This window comes from Pseudomonas sp. Pseusp21 (genome assembly GCF_059492145.1).
Genome location: NZ_CP168520.1, coordinates 4,546,291 through 4,566,403, shown reverse-complemented (window position 1 = coordinate 4,566,403; position 20,113 = coordinate 4,546,291). Strand labels below are relative to the sequence as shown.

Annotated in this window: 9 protein-coding genes; 5 read left to right on the top strand and 4 right to left on the bottom strand. The window is 56.7% G+C overall.

The genetic code is table 11. The features are described from left to right. Nucleotides 1–76: 76 nt before the first annotated feature. The 5 genes from ACEN93_RS20625 to gliR all read left to right on the top strand — a co-directional run bounded on the left by ACEN93_RS20625 (nucleotide 77) and on the right by gliR (nucleotide 15,880). On the top strand, nucleotides 77–3,397 hold the full coding sequence (locus tag ACEN93_RS20625) for a Tc toxin subunit A (protein WP_495610454.1): 3,321 nt from the start codon (nucleotides 77–79) through the stop codon (nucleotides 3,395–3,397). A gap of 23 nt (nucleotides 3,398–3,420) precedes the next feature. Further along, entirely contained in the window at nucleotides 3,421–7,269 is a 3,849-nt protein-coding gene (locus tag ACEN93_RS20620; protein ID WP_074691967.1) for a Tc toxin subunit A-related protein, read from the top strand. Next, nucleotides 7,266–11,795: a SpvB/TcaC N-terminal domain-containing protein gene (locus ACEN93_RS20615; protein WP_495610453.1), complete on the top strand. Its 4,530-nt coding sequence runs from the start codon at nucleotides 7,266–7,268 to the stop codon at nucleotides 11,793–11,795. Before ACEN93_RS20620 ends, ACEN93_RS20615 begins: the two co-directional genes overlap by 4 nt. Further along, nucleotides 11,792–14,614 carry an RHS repeat domain-containing protein gene (locus tag ACEN93_RS20610; RefSeq protein ID WP_495610452.1) on the top strand — a complete coding sequence of 941 codons (2,823 nt, stop codon included), beginning with the start codon at nucleotides 11,792–11,794 and terminating at the stop codon, nucleotides 14,612–14,614. Before ACEN93_RS20615 ends, ACEN93_RS20610 begins: the two co-directional genes overlap by 4 nt. A gap of 237 nt (nucleotides 14,615–14,851) precedes the next feature. Beyond that, nucleotides 14,852–15,880, top strand: a complete 1,029-nt coding sequence (gliR, locus tag ACEN93_RS20605) for an AraC family transcriptional regulator GliR (RefSeq protein WP_074691975.1) — start codon at nucleotides 14,852–14,854, stop codon at nucleotides 15,878–15,880. On the opposite strand, the gene ACEN93_RS20600 is transcribed toward gliR, so the two are convergent. The 4 genes from ACEN93_RS20600 to ACEN93_RS20585 form a co-directional block, all read right to left on the bottom strand. Next, nucleotides 15,877–16,245: a glyoxalase superfamily protein gene (locus ACEN93_RS20600; RefSeq protein ID WP_039769049.1), complete on the bottom strand. Its 369-nt coding sequence runs from the start codon at nucleotides 16,243–16,245 to the stop codon at nucleotides 15,877–15,879. The genes gliR and ACEN93_RS20600 overlap by 4 nt on opposite strands. Nucleotides 16,246–16,362: 117 nt before the next feature. Then, entirely contained in the window at nucleotides 16,363–17,820 is a 1,458-nt protein-coding gene (locus tag ACEN93_RS20595) for a D-aminoacylase (protein WP_495610451.1), read from the bottom strand. 1 nt (nucleotide 17,821) lies between these two features. Next, on the bottom strand, nucleotides 17,822–18,682 hold the full coding sequence (locus tag ACEN93_RS20590; RefSeq protein ID WP_007953817.1) for a MurR/RpiR family transcriptional regulator: 861 nt from the start codon (nucleotides 18,680–18,682) through the stop codon (nucleotides 17,822–17,824). A 15-nt stretch (nucleotides 18,683–18,697) separates the two neighbouring features. After that, on the bottom strand, nucleotides 18,698–20,047 hold the full coding sequence (locus ACEN93_RS20585) for a GntP family permease (RefSeq protein WP_064384140.1): 1,350 nt from the start codon (nucleotides 20,045–20,047) through the stop codon (nucleotides 18,698–18,700). Between the last annotated feature and the right edge of the window lie 66 nt (nucleotides 20,048–20,113).

Here is a 20,113-nt window from a genome sequence, read left to right as displayed (position 1 = left end):
GTGACGGTCTGGCTGACAGCTTTCCACTTTGGCCACGCAGTAACGTCGATAGCTCCAACTCAAGGAGCTCCTCGGCATGAACGACAATTCGTTACTCAAGACTCTGATCGAGAAATACAGTCTCAACAACACGGTTGAGTCCCTAGCGTTGTTCAAAAAACTGGGGATCACCTCGGTATTTGATATCAGCGGATTGACCGAAGCCGACTTCAAGGATCGCGTAAGTAATGCGATCAAAAAACCCGACGATGCGCTTGAGGTTGCGCTAAAGGAGGATTTTTCCAAAGTCCGACTCGGGCAGCTCTACGACAATGCCAAATGCCTGGCCGCCCAGATCAGCCAACTCTATCGGGAGAAACAGAGTTCAGGCGGCACGATTCAGGATCATTGGCATCTCCATGGCATTCGGGGTTTGAAGGGACATGGCCCGACCTACACCAATCTGTTCAAAGAAAACTGGAATGACGCCTGCAAAGTCGATTCGATCTCCGCCATCGACTCACCAGTAGCCTACCTCAGAGCGTTGTACCGGTTTGCCCATCAATTGGAGTCCTCTATCTCCACTGACGTCGGGGACAAAGCCAGCCGGATCCTGTTGAAAGATCGCCGGCCAGACCTGGCAATGCTGTCGATCGATCAGCAAAGTACCTTCACTGCTCAACCCATGCTCAAAATTGTCAATGACATCCTGGACACGAATATTCAGGAAGCGTTGAAAACCACCTCCGACAAACGCAAGACGACGTATGAGGTACTTGCTCAACATCGTTATCCCCTCACCCTTCCCTATGAGTTTTTCCATCACCAATGCATGTTGGGCCTGGCAGGGAAAAAGCCCGCGCTGGGGGAATTGAACTACCTCATCAGCAATGACCTTCCCATTACGGCAAGCGTGAACAGCCCGTATGGCAAGGTACTGGAATCCACCGCTGATGCAGCCCGACTCCTGATGTCCGGAATGGGTCCTAAACAGCAAGAGCTGCTGACAGAAGTGCCGCGGAACGAGGAACAGCCACATTTTCCGCCCGCGCAACATCAACAGGATAATGACTACTGGATAAACAACGTTGGCATTGCGTCATTCCTCGACCTGAAGGACGTGAACACGTTGCTGAAACGCACCGGACTGCACGCAGAACAGCTGGAGGCATTGATCGCTCAAGGGAAATACACACCCCGCCAATCATCACACTACCGGTTACCCAATCCTTTCACTACGCCCTTTGGAGCACGCTATGTTAACGGCACCGCACCGAATGCCTCGATGAATTTGTCCCGGATCGGGAAAAATCAAAAGATCAACGAAGCAAACGAGTATCGAATCGATCGCCTGCATCGAATGATTCGTTTGCAACGCTGGCTCGGCATCCCCTTCGGCGCATTGGACACATTGATCTGCAGCATTTTTGAATCACAACACCCCCGCAATACTTCGATGCAACCCGACAGACACACCGTGCGATCCCTCGGGGTTTATCGCTATCTGAACCGTCTGTACTCGGTTACGGCTGAAGAGTTTGCAGCGCTGCTGCATCGGGTCTCACCCTCCGCCAACGGTAGCGACACTTCCCAGCTTGATCGGATCTTCAATCAGAGCCGGTTGTTCGAGAAACCGTTGCTGCTTGACGGTCGACAATTTCGGGCCGACCTGTCGGATCCTGAGTCGCACAGCGTACTTCAGCATTTGAGTGCAAACCTTGGCCTGCCTCAGACGGAAGACTCACTCCTGCTTGCCATCAACAACACGCAAAAATACCTAGGCTCACTGAAGTGTGACCTGCCGACCCTGTCTTCGATTTACCGACAGGCACGAATTGCCCGAATGTTCGACATTTCAATCACTGACACCATGACACTGGCCAATTGGCTTGGAGGAGAAAGCGTTCGTCGATGCCTGGTAAAAGGAAAAGATCTGGATACCAGCACCCTGCGCATCAAGGTCTCTCACGGTAAGCAGCACTGTGAACTGGTCGCCATAATCCAGTTACCGGAAGACGCCGATTCGTCAGCGTCTCTTCGACTTCTATCGGGATCAAGCCTGACTAACCATTCAACATGGTTTCCAGAGGGTAAGGCACCTTACGGACTCAAACTTGCCGCTAACGGGGACAACGCCCATCTCTTTATCAGCGGGATCCCGACAATTGCCGAGAGACAAACACACTCTCTGGAGGGACTTGTCATTAATGTAAATGCCCCTTCTCTATACCGCCTGTTACACCGAAAGCAACTTGTTGCTGAAATCACTTCAACCAAATCGAACGGGCTCGACGATGACGACATTCAATTCAATGCAACGCTCACCCATGACGAGCCTTCCATCAACCTGATGGATGTGCTGATGCAGATGGACTGGATGACTCGCTGGCTCAATGAATCTGCCTTGGACATCCCCATGCTGCGCCGTTTCCTCGTACCCACGAACAGCGATGATCATTCGTATCAGGACTTGCTGCCGCATCTGGACAAGCTGCACGAGGATACAAAGCGATGCGCAGTCACTCCCCAGGAGCTGGCAAAGTTGTATCTGCCGGAAAACATTGACTGGCGCGCAAAGCTTTCCGAGACATTGCTTGATGACAAAGGCCTGGTAAAGGATTTCGCCCCGTCACCCGACGACGATATACCTGGCAAGTTCGACGCGGCGCTGGCCATCGTCGTAGATGCGCTGACTCTGGATACAAATCCCGACAAAGACCTGAAGCTCAAGGTGGACTGCAAAAAGAAACTCAAGGCGCTGCTGCTATCGGCCCATGACCGACAGCTGCACCTGATGGAAAAATTCCTGCAAGAAACGTCTTCACTGCCCATGAATCGTGGCAAAGGTGTCGTGATCTGGAGTGGATCGTCGGTTTACCGGATTCTGAGCGCGGCCATACAGGATCAATACTCCCTCTCTCTTCCCCAGGTTATGCATCCGATTCTGCGCCATGCCGAAGCAAGCGTTCAATTGCGCCTGAGTAACAAGACCCTGTGCTTGTTCCTGAAGCACCCCGAGTGGCTGAGAAAGACAACCTCGCCCTTGAGGATGACGATTGACAGCCTGTACTTTCTGGATCGTTTCAATCATTGCATCGACACAAATTACGTCTCTGAAGAAAGCGTACTGAGCTATCTGGAACTCGCCAACAACTCTGCTAGTGCAACGACACTCAACAGTCTTCTGGCCCGGCTGCTGAACTGGACAACGGCAGAAGTCACCGAGCTGAGTGCAAAGCTGGAATCCGGAAAGGCCCAAACGCTGCAAGCCATTGATTGGATCATGCGCTGCCAGAATACCTGTAAATCCACGGGACTCAGCGCTCAAGCCTTGCTCAAGGCTACGGCCTTGAGTAACGAAAGCCCGGAAAACGCCTGGAAAACTGTCGGAGAAGCCGTGATGGCTGCCAGTCTCTGATCCCACATGCTCAAGGAATGAACATGTCTACTGCGATTGAAAAACAACTTAACGAAAGCTTGCGTGACGCGCAGCTCGGGTTCTACCTGTCGGCAATTGCCCCGAAAGACAAAACACTGGTGCGCCTCGGTATCGACAAGAATATCCAGACTGCCAATGACCTTTATCACTACTGGCTGCTGGATGTGCTGGTCAGCCAGGATGTACCGACCACTCCGGTGGCCTGTGCCATTGCCAGCCTTCAGCAATACATCAGCAGTATCCTGGCCGACATGGAGCCCGGGTACCACACCGCGCATTTTCCGGCGGACCACATCGAAATCTGGCACACCGTGATGCATCACTATCCTGCCTGGGCAACGCATCAGCGTTTGCACTACTTCCCCGCACTCTATCTTGATCCGACACTGCGCAAGACCAGGACCGCAAACTTTGAGCAACTGGAAAACGACCTCAACCAGAACCAGCTCACGGCCGAGTCCGTTGATACGGCAGTGCTGGCCTACCTGAGCAGGCTTGAAGAGGTGGCCAACCTGCAAATGATCAACGGTTATATCGACGGAGTCGATTTAGCCCACAGTACCTATTACTTCATTGCCAGGTCCCGGACTGCCAACACGTGGTACTGGCGTTCTCTGGACATGAAATGCCGCCCCTCACTATCTGGCCCACTGGCACAAAAATACGATGCACCGGAGCCGCAAGCGTGGTCCGATTGGAAACGCGTCGACCTGCCGGTTTCCGAAAGCACTATCGAACGTACCATTCGCCCGGTTGTGTTCAACAATCGTTTGTTTGTGATCTGGGCTGAGTGCATCCAGCAAGACGAGGCGGCTAAAAAAGATCAATCGAAGAAAGCAGCCGCCAATCCCCTGTTCCGTTTAAACATGTGCCACAAAAAATACGACGGCAACTGGAGCACGCCACGTACCTGCCTGCAAAGCTACTTTCCCCACGACGTCACCTCGCTGAAAGACAGAACGCATACCGTTGCAATGGTTGATAAATCGGGGCCTACAGAACGACTGTTGATTGGCCTGTATGTTGAAAAGCCAACTGGCGAGCCAACATCGGTTATCACTTTCGTTTTCGGGATGTCGGTTCACATAGACAAGGACTCTGTAAGCACGTCATCGGTCCTACTCGAGGAACTTAAAGTCAGTGAAGATAGTTATACACATCTGCAGCAGCTGGATGTTCGATCGCAGCCTCTCAAACGAAAACTCCTGTTCCCTTTATTGGCGCCTCACGCCACAGAAAGCAAGCAGACGCCACCCTGCCTTACCTCCCGTCAGGACACTGCACTGGGTACGATAGAACTCATCGACTTCTCAGGCTCATCAATCAAACAGAGCGACAGTTCACCAGAACAGCTTCGCAGCGACATCCGACTGAACATCACCTTCGCCAGACACCTGATCGAACGCGCAGAAAACGGTATGGACACACTGCTCGCCTGGAGCACCCAGTGTCTTGAAGAACCTGGCTTGAAGACCGGGGAGCAGGGGGAGAAGCTGGATTTCTATGGTGCCTACGGGCGCTACTTTGTCGAGCTGTTCCTGTACCTTCCCTGGCTGGTGGCCCACCGTTATAACCAAGAGGGTCAATACGGGAACGCCAAATCCTGGTTGCACTACCTGTTCAATCCCGGTCGGAAAAAGGTCGAAGGCGCCAACCCCGATTACTGGAACGCGGTGCCATTGATCACCGCCACCCCCACCCCGAGCCAGCCCAGCTTTGCCATTCAGAATCCACTGGATCCGCATCAGATTGCCATGAGCCATCCCGTGCACTTTCGCAAAGCCTTGTACATGCTCTATATCGATATTCTGTTCAACTGCGGCGACACGGCCTACCGCCAGTTAACGCCCGAGAGCCTGACGGATGCCAAGTTCTGGTACATACGCGCACTGGATTTACTGGGTCCACGGCTGGATATCAGGCAAACCGATTTGTGGGAGACGGTCTCATTGAAGGAGCTCAGTGAGAACAAGAATCAAGAGTTGCGTGATTTTGAGCAAAGTCTGATCGATGAGAGCAAACACATACCCAGTGACGCCAACCCCAGACAGCCCCCCCAAGTCTGCATACGCCCCTATGCTCCCCCACTCTCTGTACATACGATCGACACACCGCATTTGCGATTGCCCTTCAACCCCGTATTGATTTCACGGTGGGAGAAACTCGAAAGCCGTCTACACAACCTGAGACACAATCTCGATATCGTCGGCCGCCCGTTGAGGCTCCCGCTCTTTGCGCCCTCATCATTCTCTTCCGATATTCTTGCTTCCAGTTCCCCGCGTGCAGCGGAACCCGAAATGGCCCAATACCTGGGTTCAGAGATACCGCCTTACCGTTTCACTATCTGGCATGCCCATGCCATGGGCGCGGTAGACACGGTCATTCAACTCGGCAATTCCCTGATGTCGTTCATCGAACGCAGCGAGCAGTCCAGCTATCAGGAACTGCAACAGCACCACGTCTGGGATATTGCCAATATGGCAGTCGACCTTCAGACCCAGGCGCTGCAAGTCGACCAGAAAACCAGACAAGCGCTGCTCGCCAGTAAAGCCATTGTCGAGAACCGGCTGGACTACTACAGCCAACTGGTCCATGAAGTCGTCAATACTGACGAGGTGGCGGCCAGCGCGTCACACTTGAAGGGACGTATCGCTGAAAAAGTCGTCTATGCGGCACAGGCCGTTGGCGAGGGCCTGAAAGTCATGCCAAATATTTTTGGTCTGGCAGATGGCGGTTTTCGCCTTGAAGGCGTGCCCATGTCCATGGCAACGACCGCTCAAGGGGTGGCAGTCGCCGCCCATGGCATTGGCGACGCCCTCGATCGTGTCGCGCAGTATCGTCGCCGCCATCAGGACTGGAAGCTCGCCCGTGACCAGGCACGGCTCGAAATCGCGCAGATCGAGGCACAGCTGGAGCAGGAAACTGAAAAGGAAACCGCCTCGCGCCTGCTGTTGCAACAGACCCAGACCTCCCTGGCACATGCCCGTAGCTCCTACGAATTTCTCAGCAAACGCTTTACCAATTCGCAGCTTTACCAATGGTTCACCAATCAAATGGCCAGTTTCTACAGCCAGGTGTATGACTCGGCCCTTTCCATGTGCCGGCTCACCGAATTGAGCTGGCGCTACGAAACGATGGTCGACAACTCCACGCAGCCGTTCTTCCAGCATCAGACCTGGAACAGCACCTATCAGGGGCTGGGCCCTGGCGAGCGAATGAAGATGAGTTTGCTGAAGATGAAAAACGCCTACCTGCTGGGCAACGAGCGCGAGCTGGAAATCAGTAAAACCGTGTCGTTGCGTCAGCTCAAGGCGAAAGACAACAACAAGAACGACAATAAGATATCGATCAATAAGAACTGGGAGGACTCACCGCTCCAGGCAGGCGGCACGGAGAAGGTTGACGGGATCAAGTCCGACCTTGTGAAAACCGGCTCGTGCGCGTTCGAACTGACCCAGTCCCTTTTTGAAAATGACTACCCGGGGCACTGTCTGCGCCGAATCAAAAGCATCAGTATCTCTCTGCCCGCCATCCTCGGCCCATACGAAGACATCCGCGCCACGCTGACCCAGACCGACAGCGAAGTCGTCATGCCCGGTGATGGCAAGAGCGTCATGAAAAGTCTGCGCAGCAATCAGCAAATAGCCCTCTCCACCGGCGTCAACGATCACGGTCTGTTCACGCTGAACTTCCAGGACGAGCGCTACCTGCCGTTTGAATACACCGGCGCAGTATCAAAGTGGATACTGTCGTTTCCCAATCATGACGCGCAGAAGGCAATGCTCGAATCGCTCACCGATATCATCGTTCATGTACGGTACACCGCCAGGGTAAATGGAGGTGTGCAATGAGTGAACAATCCCTGGCGACCTACCTTCCAGCTCTGCCCAAGGGCGGTGGTGCGATCAAAAGTATCGGAAACGCAATAGGCTCTGTCGGAGTCACCGGTTCGGCCTCCTGCGAAATTCCACTCCCCGTGTCACCCGGGCGCGGGTATGCCCCGCCCCTTGCACTGCAATACAGCAGTGATCAAGGCAACGGGATTTTCGGTCTCGGCTGGAGGTTGTCCCTGCCCGCCGTTGCAAGACGAACCAGACTTGGTGTCCCAAAGTACGCCGACGATGATTTGTACATTGGCCCCGATGGAGAGGTCTGGATGCCTGAGCGCAATAGAACGACGGGGACCATCCAATCCAGCCAAAAGATGTGCAGCGACGGTAAACAGCAACTGAAGCATACTGTCGTGCGTTACCGACCTCGGGTCGAAACCCGCTTCGATCTGCTCGAACACTGGTCCAGCACAACGGACAAAGCCGGCTTCTGGCTGATGCACAGCGCCGATGGCAGCAAGCATCTTTTCGGAAAAACCCTCTCGGCACGTCGCGCAGACCCCGACACGCCGTTACGCGTCGGAGAGTGGTTGCTCGAAGAAAGCATGAACGCTCACGGGGAACATATTCTCTACGAGTACAAATCCGACACGTCCCCACCCGCGAGGGCTTCTGCCGACTATCGTGCCCAGCGCTACCTGAGCCACGTGCGCTATGGCAACTTCAACGCCGATTCACAGTTGTACCACTGCAGGACTGATGGACTCACGGCTGTGAAATGGCATTTCGAAATGGTCTTCGACTACGGCGAACGAGAGGTATCGCTCAGGGTTCAACCAGCCTATCGGGCGGAGCACCCGTGGCCGATACGCAGCGATCCATTCTCCGACTTCGCCTACGGCTTTGAATTGGGCACTCAGCATTTGTGCCGACAGGTTCTGATGTTTCATTACTTCCCCGAAGAACCATCGATGGGGAGTAAACAGGTACTGGTTCAGCGTCTCTTGCTCCAGTATCAGACCACCTCTTTGACCTACAACCTGCTGACCGCAGCATTGACCCAGGGCTTCGGCGAAAGTACCAGCCAATACCATCCACCCATTGAACTCACCTATACCGACTTTACCCTGGAGCCCGACCCTCGGCGTTACAAACCGTTCGAGGCCCTTTCCCGGCTCAACCACCAACAGCAATTTCAGTTTGTCGATCTGTTCGGAGAGGGACTGCCAGGCATCCTGAACCGAACAGACAAGAACTGGCGCTATAGCCAGCCCCTGCGGGATGAAAAGGGAGGGGACAGGGTCACGTACTCGCAATGGCGCGAGCTTCCACTTATTCCTTTGGCGGACAGCCGCGCACCCACTCGCCAGTTTCTCCACGGTATCGACGACAGCGGGCTCCCCGCCTGGCTGGTCGCGCAAGCTGGACTGAACGGTTTTTTCACCCTGGACCCAAAAGGCGAATGGTCGAATTTCACCCCTCTTGGCGCGGTGCCGACAGAGTTCTTTCACCCTCAAGGGCGACTGGCCAACCTGGCGGGCTCCGGGCTTCCAGACCTGGCCATGATTGGACCGCGCAGTGTGCGCCTGTATGCCAGACAACCTAACGGAGACTTCGCCCCCGCAACCGAGGTACCTCGGCCGATCGATGAAGACGATTTCCCTAAGCCTGGAAACTCGCCCGGCGAATTGGTGGCTTTCAGTGATGTACTGGGAAGTGGTCAACAACACTTGATCCGTATCCGCCACAATGAAGTGAAGTGCTGGCCCAACCTCGGCCATGGACACTTCGGCAAAGGCCGGGTGATCGCAACGCTGGATTTCTCCCATGAGACATTCGATGCCTCAAACATCTTGCTGGCCGATCTGGACGGATCGGGGGCTGTCGATCTTGTTTATCTGCAATTCACCTGCGCGCGTATTTTCATGAACCGGTGCGGGAATGGACTGAGTGATGCAATCGATTTGCCATGGCCCGACGGCCTGCACTATGACCGTTTCTGCCAGGTCAGTGCTTCGGATCTGCAAGGGACCGGCTGCTCCAGCCTGGTTTTCTGCCAGCCCGGTGAATTACGTCGCTATTGGCGCTACGACTTCGTTGACATCAAGCCGTACCTGCTCACGGCGACCAACAACAATATGGGAGCGAGCGGCAGTATCCACTACCGTAGTTCTGCGCAAGAGTGGCTGGACGAAAAGAGACAGTTGCTCAAAAACCAAAAAGACCCTGTTTCACGTTTGCCATTTCCAGTGTTTCTGGTCAAGAAACAGGTCCAGTGCGATGAAATCACCGGCAACAAGCTGACTCAGAGTTTCAAGTATCGACGCGGTTTCTACGATAGCGCCGAACGAAAGTTCCGTGGGTTCGGCCTTTTACTGACAACCGATAGCCCCAGCAACCGGAGCAGCATCCGAACGGGTCCCGAAAGCTCTCCAACGTTGACCAAAAGCTGGTTCCATACCGGAAATACGATAGACCCGGTCAACGTCGATTACGACCGCAGCGATACGGCAGCCATCGCCCTCGGAACGACAATTCAGAACTACGGTGAGAGCTGGAGCCCACGCACACCCATTCATGCCCCGCACAGGACTTTTGTCGAAGCTCGCCGGCGCGAGCTTGCTCGGGCACTCAGTGGTCACATCTTGCGGGTGGAAACATTTGGCCTGGACAACGACACGAAAGCAAAACTTCCGTACTCGGTACTACAACATCGATACCTGGTACGTGAACTCAAAGGGATGGGTGAAAACAGCCCTTACTCGATCATGCATCCCTTGCTCGTGGAGTCCATTCACTATCATTACGAGCGCACTCACGATGACCCTCGCTGCGACCACACAGTCAATCTGCAATGGGACCCATACGGTTATCTCACCCATAGCCTGAAGATCAGTTATGCACGCCGCAAAACAGCCACTGATAAGCCTCCGTTCACGGACACCTGGCAAGCCAAGTGGTGGAAAGATGCCCATGATGAGGATCAGCAGTATTACTACGTGAACGAAACACGATCTGAATTCATCCATGTACGCACGCAACAAGCCAGACACCTGGGCCTGCGTTACCTGCAACGCAGCAATGCTCTGAAGTTGCCGAAAGCTCCGTTGGACGCCGGCCTGGAGCTGCGCTCCATCAGCTATGAAAATCTGCTCAAACTTTGCGATTCAGCAGCCTGGAAGGCCAGGCGGGCCATGACAGGCCTGTCTTTACAGCGTTACCGCAAACCGGATGCAAGTGGCACCTTTAAAGATGGCCAGGCCAGCAACGAAGCCCTGGCTGATCATCTGGAAACTGCCGAACTCAATGATCTGGCACTCAGTGCCTACAACAAACTCAACCATCAGCCGGGCAATACGCCCATTGAAATGACAACGAAGCTGCAGAACGGCGGTTACCGGAAAATGCCCCTCGCATTACCCCCCGACAGCGAGGGGGACAAGCAAGGCAGACTTTGGTCGGTCAGGCGCAACTTCACCACTTACGCAAAACCGGATGGCTTTTTCAGGATTCAGAGTTTCCGTGAAAGCCAGCAGCACGATCCGACCACAATCACCCACGACCCTTATTGCTGCCTGATCAGCGCCGTCAAGCTGCCGGACAACTGCACCACCACGGTCTCTGGTATTGACTACCGGACACTCCAGCCCAAACAGATCACCGACCCCAACGGCAATGTCCAGGAAGCACTGTACGATGCCTTCGGACAAGTGCAGGCCACCACTTATCATAAAAGCAATGCTGACGGGGTAACCGGCTTCAAACCGATTGCCAGCTATATCCGGCGTTACGATGGTCGACCCGACATTGCCATCGAGCAACCGGCAAGAGGAATACAGGATGTCGCCAGCGCCTGCTTCTACGATACGCTCAGCTGGATGGGTCGTATTGCAGCCACGACCCCGGCCGAAATGGAATGGCGCAACCAGGCCGTCGAGCTTGGCGATCTGTTGCCTGGCGGCCATGTCCGCGCCAGTGCCCGGATTCGTCTGAGCAGCCTCGGTACCAAGACATCCTACGAGCAAGAACTCCAGAAGCGGATTGAAAACACTCAACGCGAACCGGTTCACTGCGCGACGATCCAAGCGGACCGGTATTCCACCGACGTCGATAGTCAGTTCCGAATCACGATCGCTTGCTGGGACGGTTTCGGTCGACCATTGCAACGAAAACAGAAGGTCGACCCGGGGACAGCGTGGGTCGTCGACACGGATGGCGCGTTAAGGCAAGTCGGGAACAAACCGCAATCGCACGAAACCAGCCATCGCTGGCGCGTCAGCGAAAGGACTGAATACGACAGCAAAGGCTTGGTGATTCGCGCCTACCGCCCCTACTTCAGTGATCGTCATCGGTACATCAACGATGAGTCCCTGCGTCAATCAGGACTGTGCGATCAGCATTTCCACGACCCGCTGGGCCGCTCTGTCCGCGTCATCAATGCCAAAGGTGACGAGCGTCGGTACACCTATCACCCCTGGTACTCCATCACAGAAGACGAAAATGACACCCAGCCTGAGCAAGCCTCTCAGACAGGAGTCAAGCAATGAGCGCGAACACTCACCGCAACACTCCGACCCTGAGCGTCATCGACGGCCGTGGCCTGCAGGTCCGTGAGGTCACGTACCTGCTCAATGACTCCCTCAAAGAACCACAACCCCGTATCACTCGCTCCCGACATGACATCCAGGGTCAGGACATTGCGCACTATTCGCACCAGATGGAAACAGCTGACCTGCGGCAAGTCAGCAGCCTGTCGGGTGTGGCGTTACTGACCGAAAGCAATGATGCCGGCTGGCGCCTGGAATTCTTCGCCGGGGCGGGAAAAGCACTGGAGAAATGGGACTCTCGCGGTACTCACTGGCAGACCCGTTATGACAGTCAGTTACGCCCAGTTGCGGTTTACGAAAAGCCCAAGAATGAACCGCGCAGGGCAATCGAGCGTTTTACTTATGCAGACAGCTCCGCCGGCTACGCCAACACGAATCGGTGCGGTCAATTGATTCGCCATGACGATTCAGCGGGAAAACGCCTTTTTTCCGGGTACGACCTGAAGGGAAAGTTGCTCAGCGAAACCCGACATTTGTTGAAAAACCAACAAACGCCTGACTGGCCGGAGGATCTCGACGAGCGCGACAAACAACTCGAAACAGGTGCCGGCTACACCACTACCTGGTGGTACGCGCCAACCGGAGAAACCCTCAGACAGAAAGATGCCAGAGGGAATACGCAACACTTCTGGTTCGATGTAGCCGGGCAGCTCAAGAAAGTTGCTTTGCAGCTCCATGGCAGAACCGAACAGCGGCTGATTCTCGACCGGACCCGATACAACGCTCAGGGTCAGATCGAGTCGCAGGTCCTGGGTGAAAAGATCAACCACACTGCCGAATACGCCTCTGAAAACAGGCGAATGAAAAAAATGAAAATTTCGCTCACAGACGGAGGTGTACTTCAGGAAATGCATTATGCCTATGACGCCGTCGGCAACGTCTTGAACGTCGAGGACCATTCAAAGCCTGTGCAGCACAACAACAATCAACAGATCAGACCGATCAATACCTATGTCTACGACAGCCTTTATCAGTTGGTTCAGGCTTCTGGTCGTGAGGAAAAGGGATCCTGCATTCAAAGATCGCTGCCAGAGTGGTCCTCGCGCTCCGGTGATAGGAGCAGGTTGCTCAACTTCGTTCAGAAATATACCTATGATGCACGCGGAAATCTGATTCGATTGCAACACCAACGGGAGGGAAACAACTACACCCGTGAAATGCGCACCGCCCTTGCAAGCAATCGTGCGCTGGCCTGGAAGACCGGCGATCCCTCACCCGACTTTGCAGAGGGTTTCGACGCCAACGGCAATCTGCAGTTGCTGCAAGCCGGGAATCCCCTGGAGTGGGATGCACGTAACCAGCTACAACGCGTGACTCTGGTCGAACGCGCACAGCAAGAGGGGGATACGGAAAGTTACGTCTACGATGGCAATGGTCAACGTATACGCAAGCAACGCGCCACCCAGTCTCGTGCACTCACCCACATCGACGCCGTCATCTATCTACCAGGTCTGGAAATCCGTGAGAAAAACGGTAAACGACTGGACGTCATCACCGTGCAGGCAGGAGATTGCAACGTGCGTTGCCTGCACTGGCGCGATGAAACCACGCCCGCAAAGATCACGAATGACGCCTTGCGCTACACCTTCAATGATCACCTGGGCGCCAACACGATCGAATTGAACGCTGAGGGGAATCTGCTCAGCGAAGAAGGCTATTACCCCTTTGGTGGCACAGCGTGGAGAGCGGCCCCTAACCACGTGGAAGCAAATTACAGAACCATCCGCTACTCGGGCAAAGAGTGCGATGCCAGTGGGCTGTACTATTACGGATCGAGGTATTACGCGCCCTGGCTGCAACGCTGGATCAGTGCGGATCCGGCGGGATTTGTCGACGGGTTGAATCTGTACCGCTTCGTTTCCAACAACCCTCAAAGATACAAGGATCATGCGGGACTCACAAAGTATGAGATCGGCGCCTACAGCTCCCAGCCCGGCGTCCCGGCCCCGGCGTCGACTCGTGCGGCCGTACAGCATGACTCTTCCAGCGCTTTTCTGGACGCAAACGATCTGGAGCACTACAGGCTGGCTTATGACACGATCTGGACCACTCGCTCACTGCTTCACACAGGCGCCGGCAACCAGATCGGCAGCATTGTAAACAGCACTGGCTGGGCACCGGCACTTGTCGGTCGTCTTCGCTTCAATATCGGATCGCCCGCAACCACACCATCCCGGGCACAACACGCGGTTGCTGCAGGCACTGGCCACTGCGACGAATACGCGGCCGTCAGTTCAAGCCTGCTTTCATCATCCGCCCGCAATTCTGCAATACACCCTGTAAACATCGCCGTGATCCCCGGTCATACATTCACGGTGCTGGGCGATCCGAATCAGGATCCACTGGTCATAGATCCATGGGTGACTTATCCATTGCCACATCTGCTCTCGGAAAGCCGATATCCTGCAACGCCCTTCTACTACAACGTAACCCCGCGCATGCCTCAGGATCCCACTTATGAAATCCGCACAGCCGATGTCAATGCGCTTTTACCTGTGTATATGCAAACGGTACTACCGAATACACCATTGATTATCGACATGCTGAATGATGCCCTTACGACTGGCGCCCCAAGCACGTGGGTGTGGAGTCAAATGACGTCCAGCCAACAGTCTGCCGATGTCAACTTCGTGGAAAATGGGCAGTTCTTCAACTTCGCCCATGTCCCACAAGGTCACTATCTTCAGATTGCCAATGAAACCCAATTTACCGAGGATTTCAGAAATCTGTTCCCGACTGGCTATTTCAGGCGGTTCTGAAAGAAGGGCAGCTTTTTGGCTGCCCTTCTTTTTGGCTGGGTGTCCCGTCCTGAATAAGGTTTACACCTATTTCAGGACTAGACAGACTTAAGGCTTGTCTCGCTCAAATTCTCCAAGGGCTGATCACCTCACCCCCCAACGTCGCGCAAGCGTCAGCCATTTACTTTATTCGCGGATTCAAATTACCTTTCAGAGCGCTCATCCGCCCACGGCGGCCTCGATCAAGAGGATTCGGTCATGCAATCGCTCGGCTTCACCTCCGTCCCACCACTGCTCAAGTACCTGCGCCATGCCGAACATCTGGGCATGGCCATCGAGCCTGCATTGGCGGCGGCGGGGTTGCAGGCGCAGCAGTTGAGCGACAACAGCCTGCGCCTGCCGGGTGAAACCCATGAGCGGTTGCTCGATTACTTTTGCGAACACTCGGGCGATCCGCTGTTCGGCCTCAACGCGGCGAATTTCGTCCTGCCCAACTCGTGGAGCGTGCTGGGTTACATCACCATGAATTGCGCGACATTGGGCGATGCCATGAGCCGCATCATGCCGTTCGAAAAACTGGTGGGCGACATGGGTGTCAGCCGCGCCGAGGTACACGACAGCCACGTACACCTGATCTGGAGCTGTCGCTTTGAGCGCCCGCGGATTCGCCGGCATCTGGTGGAAAACGTGCTTGGCTCCTGGCTGCAATACGCACGCTGGATCGCCGATACCCGACTGTCGCCCGCCGCAGTGTGGCTGGAACACTCACTCCCGGCGGGCACGACGCTGGCGCAGTACGAACAGTTTTTTGAATGCCCGGTACTGTTCGATCAGGCGTATTCAGCGCTGATCGTGCCGTTGCCGTATTTGCAGTTGCCGTTGCGCCAGGCCGATGCACATTTGCTGCGCACCCTGGAAGAGCACGCGCAGAGTTTGATGGCGACCCTGGAGGATGCGTCGCTGGAGCAGCGGGTCAAAAGCATCCTGCGCCAGTTGCTCAAGGAAGGCCTGCCGCGCAAGGAACAAGTGGCCGAACATCTCACCGTGTCGGTACGCACGCTGCAACGTCAGTTGCATCAGGCCGGCACCTCGTATCAGCAGATTCTCGATGAACTGCGCCAGGAACTGGCCGAGCATTACCTGCTCAACAGCACCCTGCCGATTCAGGACATCGCCCAGTATCTGGGCTTCAGCGAATCACGCTCCTTTCACCGCGCCTTCAAGAGCCGACGCGGGATGCCGCCCGGTGAGTTTCGGCAGATTCACCGGGTGTCGAACGACGGCTAGATGCTGATCGCGTTGGTGAACACCAGACGATTGCCGAACGGATCGGCGATGGTCATGTCCTGGCTGCCCCAGGGCATGGCCTGAATCTGTGGATGCGAAAACTTGTATTCCTTGGCCAGCAACTGCTGCTGAAACGCCTCCAGCTCATCGGTCTCGATCCGCAGGGCCGAACCCGGTGTTGCATCGCCGTGGTGTTCGGACAAATGCAGCACGCACTCGCCGCGCGAGACTTGCAGGTACAACGGGAAACCGGGTTCGAAACGGTGCTGCCAGTCGATCTTGAAGCCGAGGAAGTCGACGTAGAACTCCACGGCTTTGGCTTCATCGAAAATCCGCAGGATCGGGGTGGTTTTGCCGAAGCTCATGGGTTGCTCCCTGACTGATTGGCCCCAGAGTGTAGCCGGGGTGGATGTCAGCAATTCGGCTTGGTGATGGCTTTCTTTAATTGCAATGTGCCATCACCGTGACGCAGTCAGCAAAATTCAACGAAAGCCGTCGCGCAGATCGCCCTGGCGCGCCAGGAACCGCCCTGCTGTTTGCCCGTTGGCCCGGCCGTCGCGATAACTCAACACACCATTGATCCACACCCCGTCGATGCCTTGCGCGGCACGTTGCGGGTCGTTGAAATCCGCCACGTCACGCACGGTCGCCGGGTCGAACAACACCAGATCTGCCCAGTGTCCTTCACGAATCTCGCCCCTTTCCTTCAGGCCGAATCGCGCGGCCGACAGACCGGTCATCTTGTGCACGGCGGTGTGCAGCGGAAACAGGCCGACATCACGACTGAAATGTCCGAGCACCCTTGGGAAAGCACCCCACAAACGCGGGTGCGGGAACGGGTCTTCCGGCAGACCATCGGAGCCGACCATCGACAGCGGATGAGCGAGGATCCGGCGCACGTCGTTCTCGTCCATGCCGTAATACACCGCGCCCGCCGGTTGCAGGCGTTTGGCGGCGTCGAGCAACGACAGGTTCCATTCGGCAGCGATGTCCATCAGGTCGCGACCGCCCATTTCCGGATGCGGCGTCGACCAGGTGATGGTGATGCGGTGGGCGTCGGTGACCTGCTTCAGGTCCAGGGTCGAAGAACTCGCCGCATACGGGTAGCAATCGCAGCCGACCGGGTGAGTTTTCGCCGCCTCCTCCAGCGAGGCGAGCAACTGCGGACTGCGGCCCCAGTTACCGGCGCCGGCACATTTGAGGTGGGAAATGATCATCGGTGACTGAGCGTGGCGGCCGATGCGGAAGGCCTCGTCCATCGCCTCCAGCACCGGTTCGAATTCACTGCGCAGGTGGGTGGTGTACACCGCGCCGAACGCATTCAATTCTTCGGTCAATTGCATGACTTCATCGGTGGATGCCGAGAACGCACTCGCATACGCCAGCCCTGTGGATAACCCAAGGGCGCCCGCCTCCAGACTTTCACGCAACTGCTCGCGCATGGCGCTGATTTCATCGTCGGTCGCGGTGCGAAACAGATCATCCAGATGATTGCTGCGCAGCGCCGTATGCCCGACCAGCGCCGCCACGTTCAACGTGGGATTGGCCGCTTCCACCGCTGCGCGGTAGTCGCTGAAACGTGGATAGACGAACGCTGCCGCCGAGCCGAGCAGGTTCATCGGATCCGGCGGATCGCCGCGCAAGCTGACCGGCGCCGCACTGATCCCGCAGTTGCCGACAATCACCGTGGTCACGCCCTGGCTGAGCTTGGGCAGCATCTGCGGCTGGCGGATCACCACGGTGTCGTCGTGGGTGTGCACGTCGATGAAACCCGGCGCCAGCACACGGCCAGCGGCGTCGATTTCATCGGTGGCGCGGGCATCGCCCAAGTCGCCGATGCGCGCGATGCGGCCATCGAGGATCGCCACGTCGGCTGCGTAACCGGGGCTGTTGCTGCCGTCGATGACCAGGGCGTTGCGAATCAGGGTGTCGTACAGCATGTCAGTCTCCCAGCGGCAGGTGATCGTCGCCGCCACGGTATTCGTCGAGGGCGAGTTTGATCCGCCGCAGACGTTCTTGATTGTCTTCAGGATTGGCCAGCGCAAGCTCGGTGGCCAGCACGTCGATGGCGAGCAGCATGCCGTAGCGCGCCGCCGTCGGTTTATAGATGAACGAGGTTTCGGCGCCTTGCAGCGGCAGGACGATGTCGGCCAGTTCCGCCAGCGGCGAGTCGGCGCGGGTGATGGCGAGAATCCGTGCGCCGTAGTTGCGCGCCAGCGCCACGGTCTCCAGCAATTCCGGGGTGATGCCGGTCAGCGAACAGACGATCACCACCTGCTCGGCGCTGAGGCTGGCGGCGGTGACGCGCATCATCACCGCGTCGTGGCACACCGCAATCGGGTAGCCGAGGCGCACCAGTCGCACTTGCAACTCATCGCTGCACAGCGTCGAGCAACCGCCGATGCCGAAGGCGTGGATCATCCGAGCCTGGCCCAGCAGTTTCACCGCATCGGCGAAGCGCGATTCATCGAACGCCGCCAGATGCTGACGCAGGGTGGTTTCGATATCGCCGACGATCTGCCCGTAAAACGCCGACTGCTCGGGCGTGCCCGCCGGGTCGAGGAAACGGCTGCCGACGCCGCTGGCCTGGGCCAGTTGCAGGCGCAGATCGCGCAGGTCGCGGCAACCGACGGTGCGGGCGAAGCGCGACAGCGTGGCGGTGCTGACTTCGGCCCGCTGGGCCAGCTCTTCGAGGCTGGCGGAGGCGGCAAATCCTACGTCGTCGAGCATCAGACGGGCGATGCGTCCTTCACCGGCGCTGAAGGAATCCTGACGGGCGCGGATCTGATAAAGGATGTCCATGGCGGATAACTCCGACTACAGCAGGTAAGAAAGACCGACGGTCAGGGCGAAAGCGACAATCGAGATCAGGGTTTCCAGCACCGTCCAGGTCTTGAACGTCTGGGCCACGGTCATGTTGAAGTATTCCTTGATCAACCAGAAGCCGCCGTCGTTGACGTGGGAAAAGATAACCGAGCCCGCGCCGGTCGCCAGCACCAGCAGTTCCGGGTGGGGATAACCCAGACCGATGGCCACTGGCGCGACTACGCCGGAAGCCGTGGTCATCGCCACGGTCGCTGAACCGGTGGCGATGCGCATCAACGCGGCGAACAACCAGCCCATGATCAGCGGCGACAGGTGAAATTCGTGGGCCAGGCCGACGATCTGATCGGTGACGCCGGCGTCCACCAGAATCCGGTTCAGACCGCCACCAGCGCCCACCAGCAAGGTGATGCTGGCGGTCGGTGCCAGGCATTCGTTGGTGAATTTGAGGATTGATTCGCGGTTGAAACCCTGGGCAATGCCGAGCGTCCAGAAGCTCAACAGCGTCGCCAGCAACAGCGCGATCACCGAGTTGCCGATGAACAACAGGAATTGATTGAAGCCGCTGCCGGGCGTGGAAATCAGGTTGGCCCAGCCGCCGATCAGCATCAGCACCACCGGCAACAGAATCGTCGCCATGGTGATACCAAAACCCGGCAGGCTGTCGCGGGGTTCGCGTTCGAGGAATTGTTTTTCCAGCGGGTTATCCGCCGGCAACTGAATGCGCGGCACGATGAATCTGGCGTACAGGGGGCCGGCAATGATCGCCGTCGGAATGCCGATGGCAATCGCGTACAGCAAGGTCTGCCCGACCGACGCCTGATACGCCTGCACCGCCAGCATCGCCGCCGGGTGCGGCGGCACCAGCGCATGCACCACCGACAGCCCGGCGACCATCGGCAAACCGACCATCAGAATCGACACGCCAACCCGCCGCGCCACCGTAAATGCAATCGGCACCAGCAACACGAAACCGACTTCGAAAAACAGCGGCAGCCCCACCAGAAACGCAATGCACACCATCGCCCAGTGAGCGTTCTTCTCGCCAAAGCGCTCGATCAACGTGCGCGCCATCTGCTCGGCCCCGCCGGACTCGGCCATCATCTTGCCGAGCATCGTCCCCAGCGCCACCACCAGCGCAATGTGCCCCAGCGTCTTGCCCACCCCGGCCTCGTACGCCCCCACCACCCCGGACGGCGGCATCCCCGCCACCAGCGCCAGGCCGATGGAAATCAGGGTGATGACAATGAACGGATTGAGCCGGTAACGGGCGATCAGAACGATCAGGGCGATGATGGCAACGGCGGCGTACACCAGCAGCCAATAGCCGAAGGACGGTGTCATGCGGTACTCCTCGAAAGGGTCACGTTCGAATGGGTTGTGAAACTCATAAATCATTTCGAGATCGAG